15 protein-coding genes are annotated in these 18,789 nt (G+C 69.1%); 9 read left to right on the top strand and 6 right to left on the bottom strand.

What is annotated here, in order from left to right; genetic code table 11:
• Positions 1 to 164: 164 nt before the first annotated feature.
• The 3 genes from C0R07_RS09910 to C0R07_RS09900 are packed head-to-tail and all read left to right on the top strand — an operon-like array spanning position 165 to position 4,132.
• Positions 165 to 2,645 (top strand): DEAD/DEAH box helicase, encoded by a 2,481-nt coding sequence (locus C0R07_RS09910; RefSeq protein ID WP_026070064.1) that lies wholly within the window; start codon positions 165 to 167, stop codon positions 2,643 to 2,645.
• Positions 2,642 to 3,748, top strand: a complete 1,107-nt coding sequence (locus tag C0R07_RS09905; RefSeq protein ID WP_070473847.1) for a ribonuclease H-like domain-containing protein — start codon at positions 2,642 to 2,644, stop codon at positions 3,746 to 3,748. The genes C0R07_RS09910 and C0R07_RS09905 overlap by 4 nt, the downstream gene beginning before the upstream one ends.
• A gap of 48 nt (positions 3,749 to 3,796) precedes the next feature.
• Positions 3,797 to 4,132 carry an I78 family peptidase inhibitor gene (locus C0R07_RS09900; protein ID WP_070473849.1) on the top strand — a complete coding sequence of 112 codons (336 nt, stop codon included), beginning with the start codon at positions 3,797 to 3,799 and terminating at the stop codon, positions 4,130 to 4,132.
• 80 nt (positions 4,133 to 4,212) lie between these two features.
• Here C0R07_RS09900 and C0R07_RS09895 read toward each other — a convergent pair whose 3' ends face one another.
• Positions 4,213 to 6,066, bottom strand: coding sequence for a M56 family metallopeptidase (locus C0R07_RS09895; RefSeq protein WP_341987022.1), 1,854 nt, complete (start codon positions 6,064 to 6,066; stop codon positions 4,213 to 4,215).
• A 15-nt stretch (positions 6,067 to 6,081) separates the two neighbouring features.
• Positions 6,082 to 6,468: a BlaI/MecI/CopY family transcriptional regulator gene (locus C0R07_RS09890; protein ID WP_102788798.1), complete on the bottom strand. Its 387-nt coding sequence runs from the start codon at positions 6,466 to 6,468 to the stop codon at positions 6,082 to 6,084.
• 110 nt (positions 6,469 to 6,578) lie between these two features.
• Between C0R07_RS09890 and C0R07_RS09885 the strand changes: the two genes are divergently transcribed.
• Complete coding sequence (locus C0R07_RS09885) at positions 6,579 to 6,983, top strand: beta-lactamase family protein (RefSeq protein ID WP_146027594.1); 405 nt, start codon at positions 6,579 to 6,581, stop codon at positions 6,981 to 6,983.
• On the opposite strand, the gene C0R07_RS09880 is transcribed toward C0R07_RS09885, so the two are convergent.
• The gene (locus C0R07_RS09880) at positions 6,940 to 8,061 is read right to left on the bottom strand and encodes an SDR family oxidoreductase (protein ID WP_070472659.1); all 1,122 of its coding nucleotides are present in this window, start codon (positions 8,059 to 8,061) and stop codon (positions 6,940 to 6,942) included. The two genes, C0R07_RS09885 and C0R07_RS09880, sit on opposite strands and share 44 nt — an antisense overlap.
• A 207-nt stretch (positions 8,062 to 8,268) precedes the next feature.
• On the opposite strand from C0R07_RS09880, the gene C0R07_RS09875 reads away from it, so the two are divergent.
• A complete protein-coding gene (locus tag C0R07_RS09875; protein WP_102788796.1) occupies positions 8,269 to 8,610 on the top strand; it encodes a hypothetical protein in 342 nt (113 codons plus the stop codon).
• 9 nt (positions 8,611 to 8,619) lie between these two features.
• Here the strand turns inward: C0R07_RS09875 and C0R07_RS09870 are convergent, their stop codons facing one another.
• Positions 8,620 to 9,684, bottom strand: a complete 1,065-nt coding sequence (locus C0R07_RS09870) for a DNA topoisomerase IB (RefSeq protein WP_019184130.1) — start codon at positions 9,682 to 9,684, stop codon at positions 8,620 to 8,622.
• A 179-nt stretch (positions 9,685 to 9,863) separates the two neighbouring features.
• Here C0R07_RS09870 and C0R07_RS09865 point away from each other — a divergent pair, with 179 nt between their 5' ends.
• From C0R07_RS09865 to C0R07_RS09855, 3 genes are all read left to right on the top strand, one after another.
• Positions 9,864 to 10,220, top strand: coding sequence for an I78 family peptidase inhibitor (locus C0R07_RS09865; RefSeq protein WP_254427818.1), 357 nt, complete (start codon positions 9,864 to 9,866; stop codon positions 10,218 to 10,220).
• A 166-nt stretch (positions 10,221 to 10,386) separates the two neighbouring features.
• On the top strand, positions 10,387 to 14,841 hold the full coding sequence (gene gltB / locus C0R07_RS09860; protein WP_102788795.1) for a glutamate synthase large subunit: 4,455 nt from the start codon (positions 10,387 to 10,389) through the stop codon (positions 14,839 to 14,841).
• A gap of 127 nt (positions 14,842 to 14,968) precedes the next feature.
• A complete protein-coding gene (locus tag C0R07_RS09855; protein WP_102788794.1) occupies positions 14,969 to 16,414 on the top strand; it encodes an FAD-dependent oxidoreductase in 1,446 nt (481 codons plus the stop codon).
• An 83-nt stretch (positions 16,415 to 16,497) separates the two neighbouring features.
• Here the strand turns inward: C0R07_RS09855 and C0R07_RS09850 are convergent, their stop codons facing one another.
• Complete coding sequence (locus C0R07_RS09850; protein ID WP_070472669.1) at positions 16,498 to 16,794, bottom strand: hypothetical protein; 297 nt, start codon at positions 16,792 to 16,794, stop codon at positions 16,498 to 16,500.
• A gap of 174 nt (positions 16,795 to 16,968) precedes the next feature.
• On the opposite strand from C0R07_RS09850, the gene C0R07_RS09845 reads away from it, so the two are divergent.
• Positions 16,969 to 17,841: a methylglyoxal synthase gene (locus tag C0R07_RS09845; RefSeq protein ID WP_070472673.1), complete on the top strand. Its 873-nt coding sequence runs from the start codon at positions 16,969 to 16,971 to the stop codon at positions 17,839 to 17,841.
• A gap of 115 nt (positions 17,842 to 17,956) precedes the next feature.
• Here C0R07_RS09845 and C0R07_RS09840 read toward each other — a convergent pair whose 3' ends face one another.
• Positions 17,957 to 18,745, bottom strand: coding sequence for a M48 family metallopeptidase (locus C0R07_RS09840; protein ID WP_070472676.1), 789 nt, complete (start codon positions 18,743 to 18,745; stop codon positions 17,957 to 17,959).
• Positions 18,746 to 18,789: the final 44 nt, after the last annotated feature.

Below are 18,789 nucleotides of genomic sequence, written 5' to 3'. Positions count from 1 at the left end.
GCGGGCTGGCCTCAAAGCATACGGAGGCCGGCGTCAGATTTCGTTGATGGCACCTGTCCGGCCGGCGCGGCGGGCACTGAACCATTCACCGGCCCGCATCGCGATGTCTCAGACATTGAGACGCGGTCATGTTTCCATAGCGTCCTTTGCAGACCGTTGTGACCATGGCTTACGAACTCGCCAAGCGGACCGAGGACGCCGAACGCCGCCTCGCCACCACCGATGGGCTGCCCTCGCGCGATGGTGCGCTGCTGACCGCACGCCTGCAGCGCCGCTACAACGACCGCATCACCGGCAGCTTCACGATTCCCGCCCGCGAGGGCCAGTACGCGCCGATCCCGGCCGATGTGCCCGCCGCGCTGGTCAATGCGCTGAAGGCGCGCGGCATCGAGCAGCTTTACAGCCACCAGGCGCAGGCCTGGGAGGCCAGCCAGCGCGGCGAGCACGTGGCCATCGTCACCCCCACCGCCAGCGGCAAGTCGCTGTGCTACACCCTGCCCGTGGTCAGCGCGGCGATGCAGGGCAAGGCCAAGGCGCTGTACCTGTTCCCGACCAAGGCGCTGGCCCAGGACCAGGTGGCCGAGCTGCTGGAGCTCAACCGCGCCGGCGACCTGGGCGTGAAAGCCTTCACCTTCGATGGCGATACGCCAGGCGATGCGCGCCAGGCGATCCGCCTGCACGGCGACATCGTGGTCTCCAACCCGGACATGCTGCACCAAGCGATCCTGCCGCATCACACCAAGTGGGCGCAGTTCTTCGAGAACCTGCGCTATGTGGTGATTGATGAGGTGCACACCTACCGCGGCGTGTTCGGCAGCCACGTTACCAACGTGCTGCGCCGGCTCAAGCGAATCTGCGCGTTCTACGGGGTGGAGCCGCAGTTCATCCTGTGCTCGGCCACCATCGGCAACCCACAGGCGCATGCCGAGGCATTGATCGAAGCGCCGGTCACCGCGATCACCGAATCCGGTGCGCCCAGCGGGCCCAAGCACGTGCTGCTGTGGAATCCGCCCGTGGTCAACGCCGATCTCGGCCTGCGTGCGTCCGCCCGCTCGCAGAGCAACCGCATTGCCCGCATAGCGATCAAATCCGGCCTGAAGACGCTGATCTTCGCGCAGAGTCGGTTGATGGTCGAAGTGCTGACCAAGTACCTCAAGGACATCTTCGACCACGACCCGCGCAAGCCGGCCCGCATCCGCGCCTACCGCGGCGGCTACCTGCCCACCGAGCGGCGCGAAACCGAGCGGGCGATGCGTGCCGGGCACATCGACGGCATCGTCAGCACCTCGGCGCTGGAACTGGGCGTGGATATCGGCAGCCTGGACGTGGTCATCCTCAACGGCTACCCGGGCAGCGTCGCCGCGACCTGGCAGCGCTTCGGCCGCGCCGGTCGTCGCCAGCAGCCCGCGCTGGGGGTGATGGTGGCCAGCTCGCAGCCGCTGGACCAGTACGTGGTGCGGCATCCGGACTTCTTCGCCGAGGCCTCGCCCGAGCATGCGCGCATCGCACCGGACCAGCCGCTGATCCTGTTCGACCACATCCGCTGCGCCGCCTTCGAGCTGCCCTTCCTGGCCGGCGATCCGTTCGGGCCGATCGACCCGCTGGTCTTCCTCGAAGCGCTGGCCGAGACCGAGGTCGTGCATCGCGAGGGCGACCGCTGGGAGTGGATCGCCGACAGCTACCCGGCCAACGCGGTCAGCCTGCGCTCGGTCGCCGACGGCAACTTCGTGGTGGTGGACCGCAGCGACGGCAAGCAGCAGATCATCGCCGAGGTGGATTACTCCGCCGCCGCGCTGACGCTGTACGAAGGTGCCATCCACATGGTGCAGTCCACGCCCTACCAGGTGGAGCGGCTGGACTGGGAAGGCCGCAAGGCCTATGTCACGCGTACCCACGTGGACTACTACACCGACAGCATCGACTTCACCAAGCTCAAGGTGCTGGACCGCTTCGATGGCTGCATTGCCGGGCGCGGCGATTCGCACCACGGCGAAGTGCACGTGGTGCGCCGCGTGGCCGGCTACAAGAAGATCCGCTACTACACCCATGAAAACATCGGCTACGGCCCGGTCAACCTGCCCGACCAGGAGCTGCACACCACGGCGGTGTGGTGGCAGTTGCCGCAGGCGCTGCTGCTGACCGCGTTCGACAGCAAGCAGGAAGCGCTGGACGGCTTCCTCGGCGCGGCGTATGCGCTGCACATCGTCGCCACGGTGGCGGTGATGGCCGATGCGCGCGACCTGCAGAAGGCGGTTGGCAATGGCGATGGCGCGTGGTTCGCGGTGGCCGACCAGAGTGGCCGCGGGCAGCTGCGGGGCGCCGAGTTCGATGCCAGCGCGATCGAGCTGCAGCAGCAGTTCGTGCCGACGGTGTATCTGTACGACAACTTCCCCGGCGGTGTGGGCCTGAGCGAGCCGCTGTGGCTGCGCCAGGCCGAGCTGCTGCTGCGCGCGCGCGAGCTGGTGCAGGGCTGCGACTGCAAGGCCGGCTGCCCCGCCTGCGTGGGGCCGGTCCTGGCCGGCCAGGAAGACGATGCCACCACGCCCAAGGCACTGGCCCTGAAGGTGCTGGCGCTGTTCGACAGCGCGGCGTTGCCGTCTGCCGCCGAGCGTGAGCGCCAGAGCGCCGAGATGGTCGCCCCGTGAGCCTGAGCCTGGACAAGCTGCGCCTGCTGCGCCGGCAGGCCGGTGATGCAACGCCGGCGCCGGCCCGTGATCCGTCCATCGCCACTGCGGGCCGATCCGATGCGGGTGACACCATCGCTACCGGCGTCGCCGCCCCCGCGCCCCTCCCGGCCGCCGCCAACGACGCCCGTGCGCGCACGCCCGCGCCCGCCTCCGTGTTCGGCTGGGTGGAGCAGGAAATCCGACACAAGCCCACCGGTGAGGCCGCACGCGATACCGCACCGGCAGCGCCTGCCCTCCCGGCGCCCGCGCTGCGCAAGCCCGAGATCGGTGGCCTGCGCCGGCTGCTCGGCCTGCGCGAGCGGAGCCTCAGCACCGCCCACCCGCGCGAGAACGCCAAGGACCGCCATGTACCGGGCGAGGAAATCGCGCCGGGCCTGTTCCTGATCGAGTCGTTCGTCGCGCAGGCCATTCCCACCGAGCCCTTGTCGCTCGCCTTCGCCAAGCGCGAGGGCGAACAGGTGCAGCCACAGGACCTGCTGTTCTTCGATACCGAAACCACTGGCCTGGCCGGCGGTACCGGCACCCGCGCCTTCATGATCGGCGCCGCGGACTGGCACGCCCATCCCGAACGCGGCGATGGCCTGCGCATCCGCCAGCTGCTGATGACCACGATGGCCGCCGAAACCGCGATGCTGCGCGAGTTCGCCGGGTGGCTGCGGCCAACCACGGTGTTCTCCAGCTACAACGGCCGCTGCTACGACGCCCCGCTGCTCAAGACCCGCTACCGTTTGGCGCGGCAGCGCTGCCCGATCACCCCGCTGGATCACGTCGACCTGCTGTTCCCGACCCGCCGCCGCTATCGCGGTACCTGGGAAAACTGCCGGCTGGCCACGATCGAACGTCAGCTGCTGCAGATCGTGCGCGAAGACGACCTGCCCGGCTCGGAAGCCCCGGCGGCGTGGTTGAACTACCTGCGCGGGGGCAGCGCGGTGAACCTGCGCCGCGTGGCCGAGCACAACCACCAGGACGTGGTGACCCTGGCGCTATTGATGCGACGGCTGGTGGCCGAGGAACAGCGTGACCGGGAGACGTTGGCGCTGCAGGCCATTGACGCGGTGTAAAGGCCGGCCCACGGACACTGCGGGTCCTTACCGTGGGAGGACCACCACATGCGTCTGAACCTTCTGTTCGCCCTGGGCTGCGCCCTGCCGCTGGCCGCGTGCAGCCATCCCGGCAAGACGGCGGCGACGCCGGCTGACAGCCCCACCTCCACCGCGCCACCCGCGTTGGCCGGCAGCGCCTCCCAATGCGACCCGGAAAAACTCACCGGCCTGACCGGGCAGACCGCCACCGAGGCGGTGATCCAGAAAGCGGTGAAGGACAGCGGTGCGCGCAACGCCCGCGTGCTCAAGCCGGGCATGGCGATGACGATGGATTTCCGCGAAGACCGGCTCAGCATCGAAGTGGACGCGCAGAACAGGATCGTGCGCGCCAACTGCGGGTGACCGGTTGAACCCTGCCGCGTGCTGCGACTGAAGGCGGCGGCCCGCCATTATCTGCGGGCCGCCGTGCCAGGCAGGCGGGGTCAGTCGCGCAGGCGCTCGGCCTTGCCACTGGCCAGCGCCTGATCGATGGCCGTGCGGACCTCGCGCACGGCGCGGGCCGAGGCCAGGCTCTGCTGCTGCGCCAGACGCGCCTGTTCGCGGCCCAGTTGCGCCTGCTCGCGTGCCACCAGGGTGATCTGGCGGGCATCCACCGCGTTGGCTGTGGCGACGCGCGCCTGGCGTGCTGCCTGGCTGGCGCTGGCTGACGCCGCACGCGCCTGCCGAGCGGCCTGGTTGGCCTCGGCGGCCGCATCCAGGCCGGCCTGGCGGGTGACGTGATTGGCTACCGCCTCGACATCCACCGCCGCCAGCGCGTCTGCGGTGACCTGCATCGAGACCTTGGCCAACTGCTGCCCGATCACGGCCTGGCGGTCGCCCAGTTCAGCCTGTGCGTTGCCCAGCGCGGCCACGTCGGATTGGCTGCGGCTGAGCTGGCTGAGCACGGCAGGATCGCGGATCAGATAGCGCGCCTGGCCACGGCGTACCCACAGCGCCGGCGCGCTGCCGCCCACGTCGCGTCGGGCCTGCTTGAGGTCGGCGACGGACGCATCGACGAAGTTGTCGTCGCCGCCCATCAGCACGAAAGCCTGCGCGGGCTGCCGGCTGATGTCGAGCCGGCCGTGGGTGACGTAGGACATGCCGTCGTCCAGATCCTTCGGCGGCTCCGGCGCACGGGGTGCGGCAGGCGCGGCCGGCGGTTCCGGGGCCGACAGCGGTTCCGGCGCGGGAGCAGGCTCAGGCGCGGGCAGCGCCGCAGGGGCCGGTCGCGGCGCCGGTGCCGACAGCGCTGCCGGCGGGGTGGGTGCGCTGGGCGCGACCGGTGCCTGGGGTGCGGCCGGCGGCGGCGGCGGCGCAGCCACCAGACGCAGCGGCGCCACGCCGACCACCACGAACAACGCGGTGATCGCCAACGAAGCCACGCGCGGCACGCTGCGGGTCTGCTGCAGGGTCAACAGGCGGCGCTTGAGACTGCGCAGGTTGGGCGAGGCGCTGGCCACGCCCACCGCAGGACGCGGCGCGACACCGAGCTGCACCAGCAGGCGGCCATAGTCATGGCGGCAATGGCCATGCCCGGCCACGACGGCACCATCGCAGGCTTCTTCGCGGGCCAGCGCGTACTCGCGGGCTGCCACGTGCACCAGCGGATGGAAGAAGAACAGATGCTGCGACACCGCCGGCAGCAGGCCCCACCACAGGTCACGGCGCTGCAGATGAATCAGCTCATGGGTCAGCGCCATGTCCAGGTCGTCGGCTGACATCGCCGGCAGCTCGCGCGCCGGCAACAGCAGCACCGGCCGCCACGGACCGATCAACTGCGGCGAGCGGATCTGCGCGGAGAGCTTCAGGCGCGGCGCACGGCGCAGGCCATGGGCTTCGGCAGCCAGCTGCAATGCCTGCTGCAGCCCGGCGTCGGTGCACTCGGTGGCGCTGCGCACCAGCGCGCGGCTGGCGCGGTAGCCCCGCAGGCTGTGCGCCACCATCAACAGCACGCCGGCGGCCCACAAGGCCAGCAGCAGCGAGGGCCAGGACCACACCATCGTCGCCGTCTCGACCGCGGCCGGCGCATAGGCGACCGAGGCCGCCTGCACGGCGGCATCGAACGCGGGCAACGCCACCGTCGGTGCCGTCATGGTGGCGGGTGCGGGCAGCACGGCCAACTCCAGCGGGCTGCTCCACACCAGGCCCAGTACCGCCTGTGCGGCCACCAGCCACCACAGGCGGCAGCGGGTGGCGGCCGGCAGCTGCGGCAGCAGGCGGCACACGCCCCACACCAGCGCCACCAGCACCGCGCTCTGCACGCTGGTCCAGCCCAGCCGCATCAACAGCTCACTCATCATCGTGTCCATGGCTCAGCCCTCCCGCTTGCGTGACTGCAACTGTGCGACCAGCGCTTCCAGCTCGGCCAGTTCCTGATCGCTGACATCCACCTTGTGCGACATGAAGGCGACGAACGGCGAGACCGAGCCCTGCAGCGTCTTCTCCACGAAGCTGGCCACGGCGCCCTGCACCACGCTGTCCTGGCCACTGGTGGTGGCATAGCGGTACACGCCGTCCACCTGCTTGCGGCTCAGGTACGACTTGGCGCGCAGGCGCTCCATCATGGTCAGCACGGTCGAGCGTGCCAGCCCGCGCGGCTCCCCGAAGCCGGTGGCGACCTCCCCGACACTGGGGCGCTCCTGTTCCGCGATGTACTGCAGCAGGGCCAGTTCCTGGTCCCCGATGGTCTTGCCGCGCATGGCGCACTCCCTATGACTACACGTGTCGCTACCGTGCCAGTGACTACAGGTGTCGTCAAGTGCCGGATGGCGCGCGCCGACGAACGGTCGTTCGGCCGTGCCATTCCGCCGTGGTCACATATGTACTGCTCGCACGGATCATCGCCGCGCAGTCGGCCATGGCGTACGACCGCTACGTGGCGACGCGCCAGTTCGATGTCGCCGGGATCAACGCCGCCAGCACCCGCCGGATGTGGACCCCGGAACGGCTCAACGATGGCAGTGAGGGCGCCTGGGGAGACGGCTGGGCGGTATTGCAGGGAGCCCCGCAACGCCAGGTGGCCGGCATGGGCGGCGCGCGCTCGGCGTTCATTGCTTACCCCGACCAGGGGCTGGCCATCGTGGGGCTGACCAACCTGGTCGGGGCCAACCCGCAGAACTTCATTCCGCAGATCGCCGCGTTCTACGGCGCGGGTGCGCCGGTGCCGACCGTCAGCCGCGCGGCCCGCCCATCACCGGCAGGATCACGCCGCTGATGTAGCTGGCAGTAATCGGCGAGGCGAGGAACACGTACGCCGGCGAGAGCTCTTCCGGCTGCGCCGGTCGGCCCATGTCGCTGTCCTGGCCGAACTCGGCCACGTCCGGCGCCTTCTTGTCGGCGGGATTCAGCGGGGTCCAGACCGGGCCGGGCGCAACCGCATTGACGCGGATGCCGCGCGGCAGCAGCTGGCTGGCCAGCGCCTTGGTGAAGGCATGGATCGCGCCCTTGGTCGCCGAATAGTCCACCAGCGACTTGCTGCCGAACAGGCCGGTCTCCGAGCCGCTGTTGATGATGCAGGCGCCTTCGCCCAGGTGCGGCAGCACCGCGCGCGCCATCTGGATGTAACCGCCGATGTTGGTCTGCAGGGTTTCCTGCAGGTGCTCGTCCTCAAGGTCTTCAAGGCGGTCGCAATGCAGCTGGAAGGCGGCGTTGTTGACCAGGATGTCCACCCCACCGAACGCCTTGACCACCTGCTTGACCGCCTTGTTGCAGAACGCCGGGTCGCGCACGTCGCCGGCGATCACCAGGCAGCGGGCGCCTTCCTTCTCGACGTGCTCGCGGGTGATCTTGGCGTCCTTCTTTTCATCCAGGTGCAGCACGGCGACATCGGCGCCTTCGCGGGCGAACAGCACGGCCACCGCGCGGCCGATGCCCGAGTCGGCGCCGGTGATGATGGCGCGCTTGCCCTTGAGCTTGCCGCTGCCTTGGTAATCCGGCGCGAGGAAGCGCGGGGCCAGCTGCATCGCGTGTTCGTTGCCGGGTTTGGCCAACTGTTCGGCAGGCATCTTCTCCGGCTGGCGGCGCGGGCCTGCCTGGGTCGCCTTCTTGGTCGTGGATTTGGCGGCCTTCTTCGCCGCACGCGCGTCCTTGGCCTTTTCCTGGTCCTGCAGACGGCGCTGGCGGGCCGCCACGCGCGCAGCGCGCGGATCGGTGGCGGCGGCCTTGCGGGTCGCGGTTTTGACGACCGGGGTGCGGCTGCGCGGTTCGGCCGCGGTCGCGGCTGCTTCGGCCGGGCGCGGGCGCTTGCGGGAGGTGGGGGTCTTGGTGGTCTTACGGGTTTTGGCCGTGGCCATGCTCGACTCCTGTTGCCGGATCAGATGCGTGGATCAAACTCGAATGCGCGCCGTGTCGGGGATCCCGTGTCGGCAGTGCGCACTTCCACTATGGTCAACCGGGCGGCCAGGCACGGTGAATGGAGCGTGCCCACACCGTGTAGAGGATTCATCCGCTGCATACGGGCGCCGATGCACCCTGAGCGCAATTCCCATGGAGTACGTCGCATGCTTCGTTACCTGTCCGCGGCTGTGGCCGTCCTCGCTTTGTCCGCCTGCAGCAGCACCCCCGTCGCGCAGGTCCAGCCGATCGACGGCGTCATTTCCGGCCAGTGCCATATCGACAAGGTCCGCGGTGCGACCGGGCTGGCTGCGTCGGCGGCAACCGTCGAAAGGGCACGCGTGGACAGCGACAGCCTGGAAGTGATCTTGCTGCGCGGTCAGCGCCTGGAAAGCGGCCCGACCGCCAGCGGCGCGGTGCCATCCACCACCGGTGCGGAAAGCGGTGGCGAGCGGCTGACCATCGAAACCGGCAATACCAACAACATCACCGCGATCTATTGCGGCTGATCGCTACGCTCATCCCGCGCGGGCACGCCGGACGGTGCGCCGCGCGGCTTTGAGTACTTTCAGCGTGGCCAGTTCCCACTGGCGCTCGCCACGCAGGCCGGCAAGGGCCTTCAATGAGCCGGCCCGCCAGCCATCGAATACGCAAGGATCGATATACGCCTTGCGGCACACCGACGGCGTGTTGCCCAGCAGGTTGGCGACCTCGCATACCACCTGTTTCTGCAATGCTGCCAGCGCGCGCTCACTGGAGGGTTCGGGCAGCTCGGTCACGGCAAGCTGACGGATCGCCTCCAGCGTGCCGCCCCAGGTGCGGAAGTCCTTGGCGCTGAAATCCTCGCCCATCGCATCGTGCAGATAGTCGTTGACCATGCCCGAGTCCACCGGTTGGACCGCGCCATCGTCATCGCGATACTGGAACAGCGCCTGCCCGGGCAGCTGCTGGCAGCCACGGATCAGCTTGACCAGTTCGCGATCATCCACATCCACCTCATGCGCCTGCCCGGACTTGCCCCGGAAGCGCATCTGCGCCCGGCCGCCCTTGACCAGCGCGAGGTGGCGGTTGCGTAGCGTGGTCAGCCCGTAAGAGCGGTTGTCACGTGCATAGACTTCATTGCCAACGCGCACCAGCGTCTGTGCCAGCAGCGCCACCACGATCGCCAGCACCTTGTCGCGTGGGAAGCCGGGCAGCTTCAGATCGCGGCGCAGCCGCCGGCGCAGCGTGGGCAGGGCGGTACCAAAGGCAATGATGCGATCGAACTTGCCATCGCCCCTCACCCGCGCCCAATCAGCGTGGTAACGGTACTGCTTGCGCCCTCGCGCATCGCGGCCGGTGGCCTGCAGATGGCCGTTGGGCAGCGCGCAGATCCACACGTCGGTGTAGGCCGGCGGGATGGCCAGCGCGCGGATCCGGGCCAGGGTGGCCGCATCGCGCACCGCCGCGCCGTCGGCATCGCGGTAGGCGAAGCCCTTGCCGGCCTTGCGGCGGGCGATGCCGGGCAGTTCATCGCTGACGTAACGCAGGCCGGCCTGGCGGGCAGCGGCGGCTTCGGGGGTGACGGTGCGGCTCGGGCTCATGGACGCGACGCGGATCAGGGAAGCGCAGTGTCGCCGCTGCCGGTGCGGCACCGCGTCAATAACGCAACACAAACACCTCACACCGCGCTTGGCGATATCCTCCCCGGTTTACTGGCTCGCTTCCTGGAGTACCGATGTCGTCCTTGTCGTTCCGCCGCCTGCGGCGTTCTTTCGGGCTGATGGCCCTGTTCCCCGCCCTGTTGGTCCTCGGTGCCTGCAGCGCACCGCCCATGGACGAACAGGAAGCGGTCGCCACCGATGCACAGAAGGCCGCCGAAGCGGCTGCCGCGCCGACCGACGAAGCCGGCAAAGCCACCGAAGCCCCGCCGGTCGGCAGCTGCGATGCCACCCAGGTGCAGAGCCTGGTCGGCCAGCCCTACACCGACGAGCTCGGCAGCCAGGCCCAGCAGGATGCCGGCGCCAGCAGCCTGCGCGTGCTCAAGCCCAACGACATGACCACGATGGAGTTCATCGGCGAGCGCTTGAACGTGGAAGTGGATGCCAAAAACGTCGTGGCCGGCGTCCGTTGCGGCTGAACAGGCGCTGCGGAAACCCCTGAAACACAAGGGTTTGGTTGCGCCTGCAACCGTGTATTGCGGCGTTGCAGCAACTATGCTCTAGTCGAGTCATCCGGTGCCTCCAGATGCGCTCAACGGATTGAGCGGGGACGAGTGTCGCCGCTCACCCGACATTGAGGCAGAGATGGCCCCCCGCAACCGCCAAGGGCTTTACGACCCGCAAGATGAGCGAGATGCCTGTGGTTTCGGCATGGTCGCCCAGCTCGACGACCAGCCGTCCCGACTGCTGGTCGACACCGCTATCGCCGCGCTATCGCGCATGACCCACCGCGGCGGCGTCGCCGCCGACGGTGTCACGGGTGACGGCTGCGGCCTGTTGCTGCGCCGTCCCGACGTGTTTCTCAACGCGCTCGCCGCCGAGGCTGGCCTCACCCTTGGCGCGCGGTTCGCCGCCGGCGTGGTGTTCCTGCCGCACGACCCCACCGCCGCACAGGCCTGCCGCGACACGCTGGAACAGCAGCTGCGCGACGCCGGCTGCCAGCCGGTCGGCTGGCGCGTAGTGCCCACCGATCCCAGCGTCTGCGGCCAGCTCGCCCGCGACACGCTGCCGCATATCGAACAGGTGTTCGTCGATGCCGGTGCCACGCAGGACGAGGCTGCCTTCACCCTGGCCCTGTTCCTGGCCCGCCGCCGCAGCGAACAGCAGCTGCGTGACCACGCCGATTACTACGTCACCACGCTCAGCCCGAATGCGATCAGCTACAAGGGCATGGTGCTGCCGGACAAGCTGAGCCGCTTCTACGTGGACCTGCAGCGCAACGACCTGGCCTCCAGTGCAATCGTGTTCCACCAGCGCTTCTCCACCAACACGCTGCCGCGCTGGCCGCTGGCGCATCCGTTCCGGATGCTCGCGCACAATGGCGAGATCAACACCATCGAGGGCAACCGCCGCTGGGCCCAGGCGCGCAGCAAGGTGTGGAAGACCCCGCGCTTCGATATCGCCGAGTTCGATCCGGTGATCTCCATGCACGGCTCGGATTCGCAGAGCCTGGACAACATGCTCGAGCTGATGGTCAGCGCCGGCATGGAGCTGATCCAGGCACTGCGCATCCTGGTGCCGCCGGCGACCCAGTCGCTGGAGTTCAAGGATCCCGACCTGGCCGCCTTCTACGAGTTCTACGGGCTCAACAGCGAGCCGTGGGATGGCCCGGCGGGCATCGTGGCCTGCGACGGTCGCTATGCTGCCTGTACCCTGGACCGCAACGGCCTGCGCCCGGCGCGCTGGATGCTCACCTCCGACCGTCACTTCCTGGTCGCCTCCGAAGCGGGCGTGTGGGAAGTGCCGGCCGAGCGCGTGGTACGCAAGGGCAAGCTGGGGCCGGGCGAGATGATGGCCATCGACCTCAAGCGCGGTGACCTGCTCGATTCGGACGCCATCGACCGTATCAACCGTGGCCGCGCGCCGTACAAGCAGTGGCTGCAGCAGGGCGTGACCTACCTGCAGACCGAGCTGATCGATCCGTCGCTGGTGGAAGAGCCCTTCGACGAGCGCACCCTGCGCAGCTACCACAAGCTGTTCCAGCTCAGCACCGAAGAGGTCGAGCAGATCCTGCGCCCGCTGGCCGAGACCGAGCAGGAAGCCACCGGCTCGATGGGCGATGACACGCCCATGGCGGTGCTGAGCCAGCACAGCCGTCCGCTCTACGATTATTTCCGCCAGGCGTTCGCGCAGGTCACCAACCCGCCGATCGATCCGCTGCGCGAAGACTGCGTCATGTCGCTGTCCACCCAGCTCGGCAAGGAGACCAACATCTTCCATGCCGGCGCGGAGACGGTGAACCACGTCATCCTCAATTCGCCGGTGCTCAGCCAGCGCAAACTGCGCCAGCTGATCAAGATGGAGCAGTACGCCGACAAGAACCGGCTGATCGATCTGTCCTACAGCCTGGACGAGGGCCTGAAGGCGGGCATCGAGCGCATCTGCGCCGAGGCTGAAACGGCTGCACGCGAAGGCATCGTCATGCTGCTGCTGAGCGACCGTTATCCGGTGGCCGACCGGCCGATGGTGCATGCCCTGCTGGCCACCAGCGCGGTGCATCACCACCTCTCCAACGCCGGGCTGCGCTGCGACGTCAACCTGATCCTGGAAACCGGCACCGCGCGCGACCCGCACCACATGGCCTGCCTGCTCGGCTTCGGTGCCACCGCGGTGTATCCGTACCTGGCCTACCAGACGCTGTTCGACCTGGGCCGGCGCGGCATCCTGCAGCTGAGCAAGGGCGGCGAGCAGTCGCAGATCGGCCGCCGCTACCGCAAGGGCATCTACAAGGGCCTGTCCAAGATCATCTCCAAGATGGGCATCTGTACCGTGGCCAGCTACCGCGGCGCGCAGCTGTTCGAGATCGTCGGGCTGGATGACGAGGTCGTGGACCTGTGCTTCCCGGACACCGCCTCGCGCGTGGCCGGCGTCGGCTTCGCCCGTCTGGACGATGAAGCGCGCGAGCTCACCGTGCGTGCCTGGAACGACCTGCTGCGCCCGGATGTCGGCGGCGTGCTGAAGTACGTGCACGGCGGCGAATACCACATGTACAACCCGGACGTGGTCATGACCCTGCAGCGCGCCGCGCGCAGTGGCGATGCCGCGGACTGGCAGCGTTACTGCGAAGCCGTGCATGGCCGGCCGGTGTCGGCGCTGCGTGACCTGCTGCAGCTCAAGGCCGCGCCCACGCCCACCCCGCTGGACCAGGTGGCCCCGGCCGAAGACCTGTTCCGCCGCTTCGATACCGCCGCGATCAGCCTCGGTGCGCTGTCGCCCGAGGCGCATGAAGCGCTGGCGATCGCGATGAATCGCCTTGGCGGCCGCAGCAACTCCGGCGAAGGCGGCGAAGACCCGGTGCGCTACGGGACCGAGAAGCGCAGCAAGATCAAGCAGGTGGCCTCGGGCCGCTTCGGCGTCACCGCCGAGTACCTGGTCAACGCCGAAGTGCTGCAGATCAAGGTCGCGCAGGGTGCCAAGCCCGGCGAAGGCGGCCAGCTGCCCGGGCACAAGGTCAACGAACTGATCGCGCGGCTGCGCTACGCCAAGCCGGGCATCGGCCTGATCTCGCCGCCGCCGCACCATGACATCTATTCCATCGAAGATCTGGCCCAGCTGATCTACGACCTCAAGCAGGTCAACCCCACCGCGCTGGTCTCCGTGAAGCTGGTCAGCCATGCCGGTGTCGGCACCATCGCCGCGGGCGTGGTGAAGGCCGGCGCCGATCTGATCACCGTGTCCGGCCATGACGGCGGCACCGGGGCCAGCCCGGTCAGTTCGATCCGCTATGCCGGCGTGCCGTGGGAACTGGGTGTGGCCGAATCGCACCAGGCACTGGTGGCCAACGATCTGCGCGGGCGTACCCTGCTGCAGACCGACGGCGGCCTGAAGACCGGCCTGGACGTGATCAAGGCCGCGCTGCTGGGCGCGGACAGCTTCGGCTTCGGCACCGCGCCGATGATCGTGCTGGGCTGCAAGTACCTGCGCATCTGCCACCTCAACAACTGCGCCACCGGCGTGGCCACCCAGGACGAGCGCCTGCGCGCGCAGTACTTCACCGGCCTGCCCGAGCGCGTGGAGAACTTCTTCCGCCTGCTGGCCGAAGAAGTGCGTGGCTGGCTGTCCTACCTGGGCGTGCGCTCGCTGGACGAGATCGTGGGCCGCACCGACCTGCTGCAGCAGCTGGACGTCTCGCCGCGCCCGGGCGTCAAGGTGGATCTGTCGCGTCTGCTCAACCCGGCCGAGTACGCCGGCAGCCACTGCGCCGCGCAGCGCCTGTACGAATCGCCGGACAGCCTGGCCACGCAGATGGATGGCCTGCTGGCCCCGGCGATCGCCGGCAAGCTCGGCGGCGAACACCGCTTCCTGATCCACAATACCGACCGCTCGATCGGCACCCGCCTGTCCGGCGAGATCGCGCGCACGCACGGCAACCAAGGCATGGCCGATGCACCGCTGACGCTGCGCTTCCGTGGCACCGCCGGGCAGAGCTTCGGCGCGTTCAACGTCGGTGGCCTGCAGCTGGAAGTGGAAGGCGAAGCCAACGACTACGTCGGCAAGGGCATGGCCGGCGGCCGCCTGGTGGTGCGTCCGCCCCGTGGCGCACGCTTCGAGGCGCGCAACACCGCGATCATCGGCAACACCTGCCTGTACGGCGCCACCGGCGGCGAGCTGTTCGCCGCGGGCCGCGCCGGCGAGCGCTTCGGCGTGCGCAACTCCGGCGCGCTGGCGGTGATCGAAGGCGCCGGTGATCACTGCTGCGAATACATGACCGACGGCATCGTGCTGGTGCTGGGCAAGGTCGGGCTCAACTTCGGCGCCGGCTTCACCGGCGGCCTGGCCTACGTGCTGGATATCGACCGTGATTTCGTGGACCGCTACAACCACGAGCTGATCGACATCCACCGCATCTCGGCCGAGGGCTTCGAGAACCATCGCCAGCATCTGCATACGCTGATCAGCCGCCACCGCGAACTGACCGGCAGCATCTGGGCGCAGCAGATCCTCGACGAGTTCCGCGATTACGTGGGCAAGTTCTGGCTGGTCAAACCCAAGGCCGCCAGCATCGAATCGCTGACCGACTCGCTGCGCCGCGCCGCCTGACCGGGGTCGAGGCGCCGGCCCCACGCCGGCGCCGCACATCCCACCGCTGTAGTGCCGGCCGCTGGCCGGCAACCTCACATTGCAGTGCCGGCCGCTGGCCGGCAACTCATCACCGCAGGGCCCACCCATGAGCCGCAAGCAAGCTTTCCAGTTCCTCGATCTGCCCCGGACGATGCCGCAGCGCATCCCGGTCGAACTGCGCACCTCCGGCGACTGGGGCGAGCTGTACGGCAAGTTCGGCAAGGAAGACGCGCAGTTCCAGGCGGGGCGCTGCCTGGATTGCGGCAACCCGTACTGCAGCTGGAAGTGCCCGGTGCACAACGCGATCCCGCAGTGGCTGCAGCTGGTGCAGGAGAACCGCATCCACGAAGCGGCCACGCTGTGCCACTCGACCAATCCGCTGCCGGAAGTGTGTGGCCGCGTGTGCCCGCAGGACCGCCTGTGCGAGGGCAGCTGCACGCTGGAGGAATTCGGCGCGGTCACGATCGGCGCGGTCGAGAAGTACATCGTGGATACCGCGCTGGCCACCGGCTGGCGCCCGGACATGAGCGCGGTGGAAGCCACCGGCAAGCGCGTGGCGGTGATCGGTGCCGGCCCGGCCGGGCTGGCGTGTGCCGACAAGCTGGCGCATGCCGGCGTCCAGGCGGTGGTGTATGACCGCTACGAACAGATCGGGGGGTTGCTGCAGTTCGGCATCCCCAGTTTCAAGCTGGACAAATCGGTGATCAGCCGCCGCCGCAACGTGCTGGAGGGCATGGGCGTGCAGTTCCGCCTCGGCGTGGAGATTGGCCGCGATGTGAGCATCGATGCGCTGCTGGCCGAGTACGACGCGGTGTTCGTCGGCACCGGCGCGTACCGCTATACCGATGGTGGCCTGCTCGGCCAGGACCTCAAGGGCGTGCTGCCGGCGCTGCCGTTCCTGGTGCAGAACAGCCGCATCGTCAGTGGCAGCGACGCACACGGCCGGCCGATCGCCGGCTGGGAAGACCAGATCGCCCTGCCCGACCTGGAAGGCAAGCGCGTGGTCGTACTCGGCGGCGGCGACACCGGCATGGACTGCGTGCGCAGCGCGATCCGCCTGGGCGCGGCCAAGGTGACCTGTGCCTACCGCCGCGACGAGGCCAACATGCCCGGCTCGGCGCGCGAAGTGGCCAACGCCCGCGAGGAAGGCGTGCGCTTCCTGTTCAACCGCCAGCCGCTCTCGATCGAGGCCGGCGCGGACGATGAAGTGATCGGCGTGATGGTGGTGGAAACGCATCTGGACGAACCGGATGCACAGGGCCGCCGCAACGCGGTGCCGATCGCCGGCAGCGAATCGCTGCTGGAAGCGGACGTGGTGATCATCGCCTTCGGCTTCTCGCCGAGTGCGCCGGGCTGGCTGACCGAGCAGGGCGTGGAGGCCGGCAACAACGGCCGCATCGTGGCCGGTGGCAGTGGTCGCCTGCCGTTCCAGACCGCCCACCCGCGCCTGTTCGCTGGTGGCGATGCAGTGCGCGGCGCGGACCTGGTGGTGACGGCCGTGGCCGAGGGCCGCGACGCGGCCGGCAGCATCGTGCAGCTGCTCTCGGCGTAACGGCGCCGTTGCGATGCCGGGGTGAGGCGATGCCGGGCGCGTCGCCTCGCGCCCGGGCCCTCACGTACTGCGCGTGCGGCCGCTCAGGCGGCGCGCGATACCACCGGTACCGGCGTCTGACGCACGCCGGCGCGCTCGATCTCCAGTGCCATCAGCAGCTCGATGTTGTCCAGCTGGTCGCGGATGCGGCGGTTGCTGACCACATCATCGTGGCCGCGGCCCATGTGCGCATCGAGCATGCGCGCGAGCCCGGCCAGCAGCACCTCGGCATCGGCCTGGGGCGCCTCGCGCAGCACCATGGCCAGCGCGCGGATGCGGCGGCCCGTCTCCGAGGCGGCTGGCGAAGATGAGGAGACGGCGGGGGAAGGGGGGAGGGTCATGGCAGGGGGTTTCCTGATTGACGGACGACCACCACTGTCGGATACGGCCCCTCCCGAGACCATGCAACAACTACGAAACTGCGTGAAGACGCGTGATCTCCATCACTGTTCGACGCTTGCTTCCCCGCAACCTGGGCGGATTACACTGGCGCGGTCTCTCTCTGGACTGCCCTCATGCGCATCGGCCTGGCCGCGAACCGCCTGCACCACCACGACAAGCACGCCGCGTTGTTCCGCTGGCTGCGCGCCAGCGATACCGGCCTGCGCGAACTGGGCGTCGAGCTGCATGCGGTCGGGCGCACCTTCGATGCTATCCAGCGGCTGGGCTTCCTGCAGGACTTCGCGCCGCTGCGCCGCTACCCGAATGGGCGCGAGGGCGGCCTGATGAAGCTGGTCGCCGAGGTGGTGGGCATGGGCACGCCGGAGCGCACCTTGGACGGTGCCATCTATCTGATGGACCCGGTCGACCCGTCCTCGGTCTTTCCCGAAGCGACCGCGCTCAAGCGCCAGTGCGTGATCCACGGCAAACCCTTCATCTCCACCGTCGCCACCGCGCGCGACTGGGTGGAAGTCGAGCGCCTGCACGCCGGCCTCGCGCCGGACCCGGGCGCCGATGATCTGCACGCTTTCGAGCAGCACACGCTGGCCTTGATCGCGCACGACGCGATGAAGCCGTCGATGCTGGCCTTCGCCGACGAGCATTTCCAGGTGCTGTCACGCTTCCGCAACCGGGTCGGCACCGGCACTACCGGCCAGCGCCTCAATGAACTGGCGTGGAGCCGCGGCTGGCCACAGGGCGAGGAATGGGTGACGCGCTACCAGAGCGGCCCGATGGGCGGTGATGCGCAGATCGCCGACCGCGTGCTGGAAGGCCATTGCCAGCGCGCGATCTTCTTCGAGGACCCGCACGTGGCTCGCCAGCACGAAGCTGACATCCAGCTGCTGGAGCGTGCCGTCACCACCGTGACCGATCAGGCCGTGTGCATCACCGCGCCGCGCGTGGCGGCGCGCTGGGCGCAGGCGGCGGCGTTGCGGGAGGGGAACTGACGGAACCGTCGCACCGGTAGTGCCGGCCGCTGGCCGGCAATCGCGCGAGGGTGGGTTTGATGAGGAGCCGGCCAGCGGCCGGCACTACCCGGTAGAGCACGCGTTGCCGCGGCCGTTATGGTGTCGGGGTCAGCAGCTGCCGCAGCGTGGCCTTGAGGCGCCGCCCTTCGAGCTGGAAGTAATCCCGCTCGGCGCGCCACGCCGGGAAGCGCTTCTCCACTTCGGCCCAGAATGCCGGGGAGTGATTGGCCTGGATCAGGTGGCAGAGCTCGTGCACCAGCACGTACTCGAAGGCCGAGGGCCGCCCCAGCACCAGGGCCAGATCCAGCGCCATGCTGCCGTCCGGCGCCAGCGAGCCCCATTGCGAGGACATCACCTTCAGCCGCAGCCGCGCCGGTGCACGTGGCAGGCCGGGCAGGTAGCGCGGCAGCCACTGGCCGACGTCGGCACGCGTCTGTGCTTCATAGAACTCGCGCAGGGTGCGGCGCAGGGTGGCGTCGGTCCCGCGCGCGGGCCAGTGCAGGCAGGCACCGCGCTCGTCCACGCGCAGCGTGGCGTACCGACCGGCTTCCCAGCGCAGCGGCAGCAGTTCGCCGCGCAACGGCAACACACCCGGCTCGCCGATCACCAGCGGTGGCGGGAGGTTGGTGGCCTGGTAGCCGCGCAGCTGTTCGGACAACCAGCCGCGATGCTGCTCGAGGAAACGCTCGCCCATCACCAGGCTGGCGCGCGGCGGCAGGGTCAGCCGGACACCGCGCTCATCGACGCTGAGCTTGATCCGGCGCGCCCGCGGATCGCGCACCCGCAGCACGTCGATCTCGGCATCCTCCAGGCGCAGCCGTACCGTATCGCGCTGCAGCGTGCTGACAGCCGGCGAAATCAGGCGGCGGAGGAATCCGGACATGGGTACAGCATAGCGCCGGCCGTGACCGGCGCATGACTGGGGAC

Source organism: Stenotrophomonas bentonitica (genome assembly GCF_002887735.1).
In the GTDB taxonomy this organism is placed as follows: Bacteria; Pseudomonadota; Gammaproteobacteria; order Xanthomonadales; family Xanthomonadaceae; genus Stenotrophomonas; species Stenotrophomonas bentonitica_A.
Note: the sequence above shows the minus strand (reverse complement) of the source record. Positions and strands in the feature narration are given on the sequence as shown.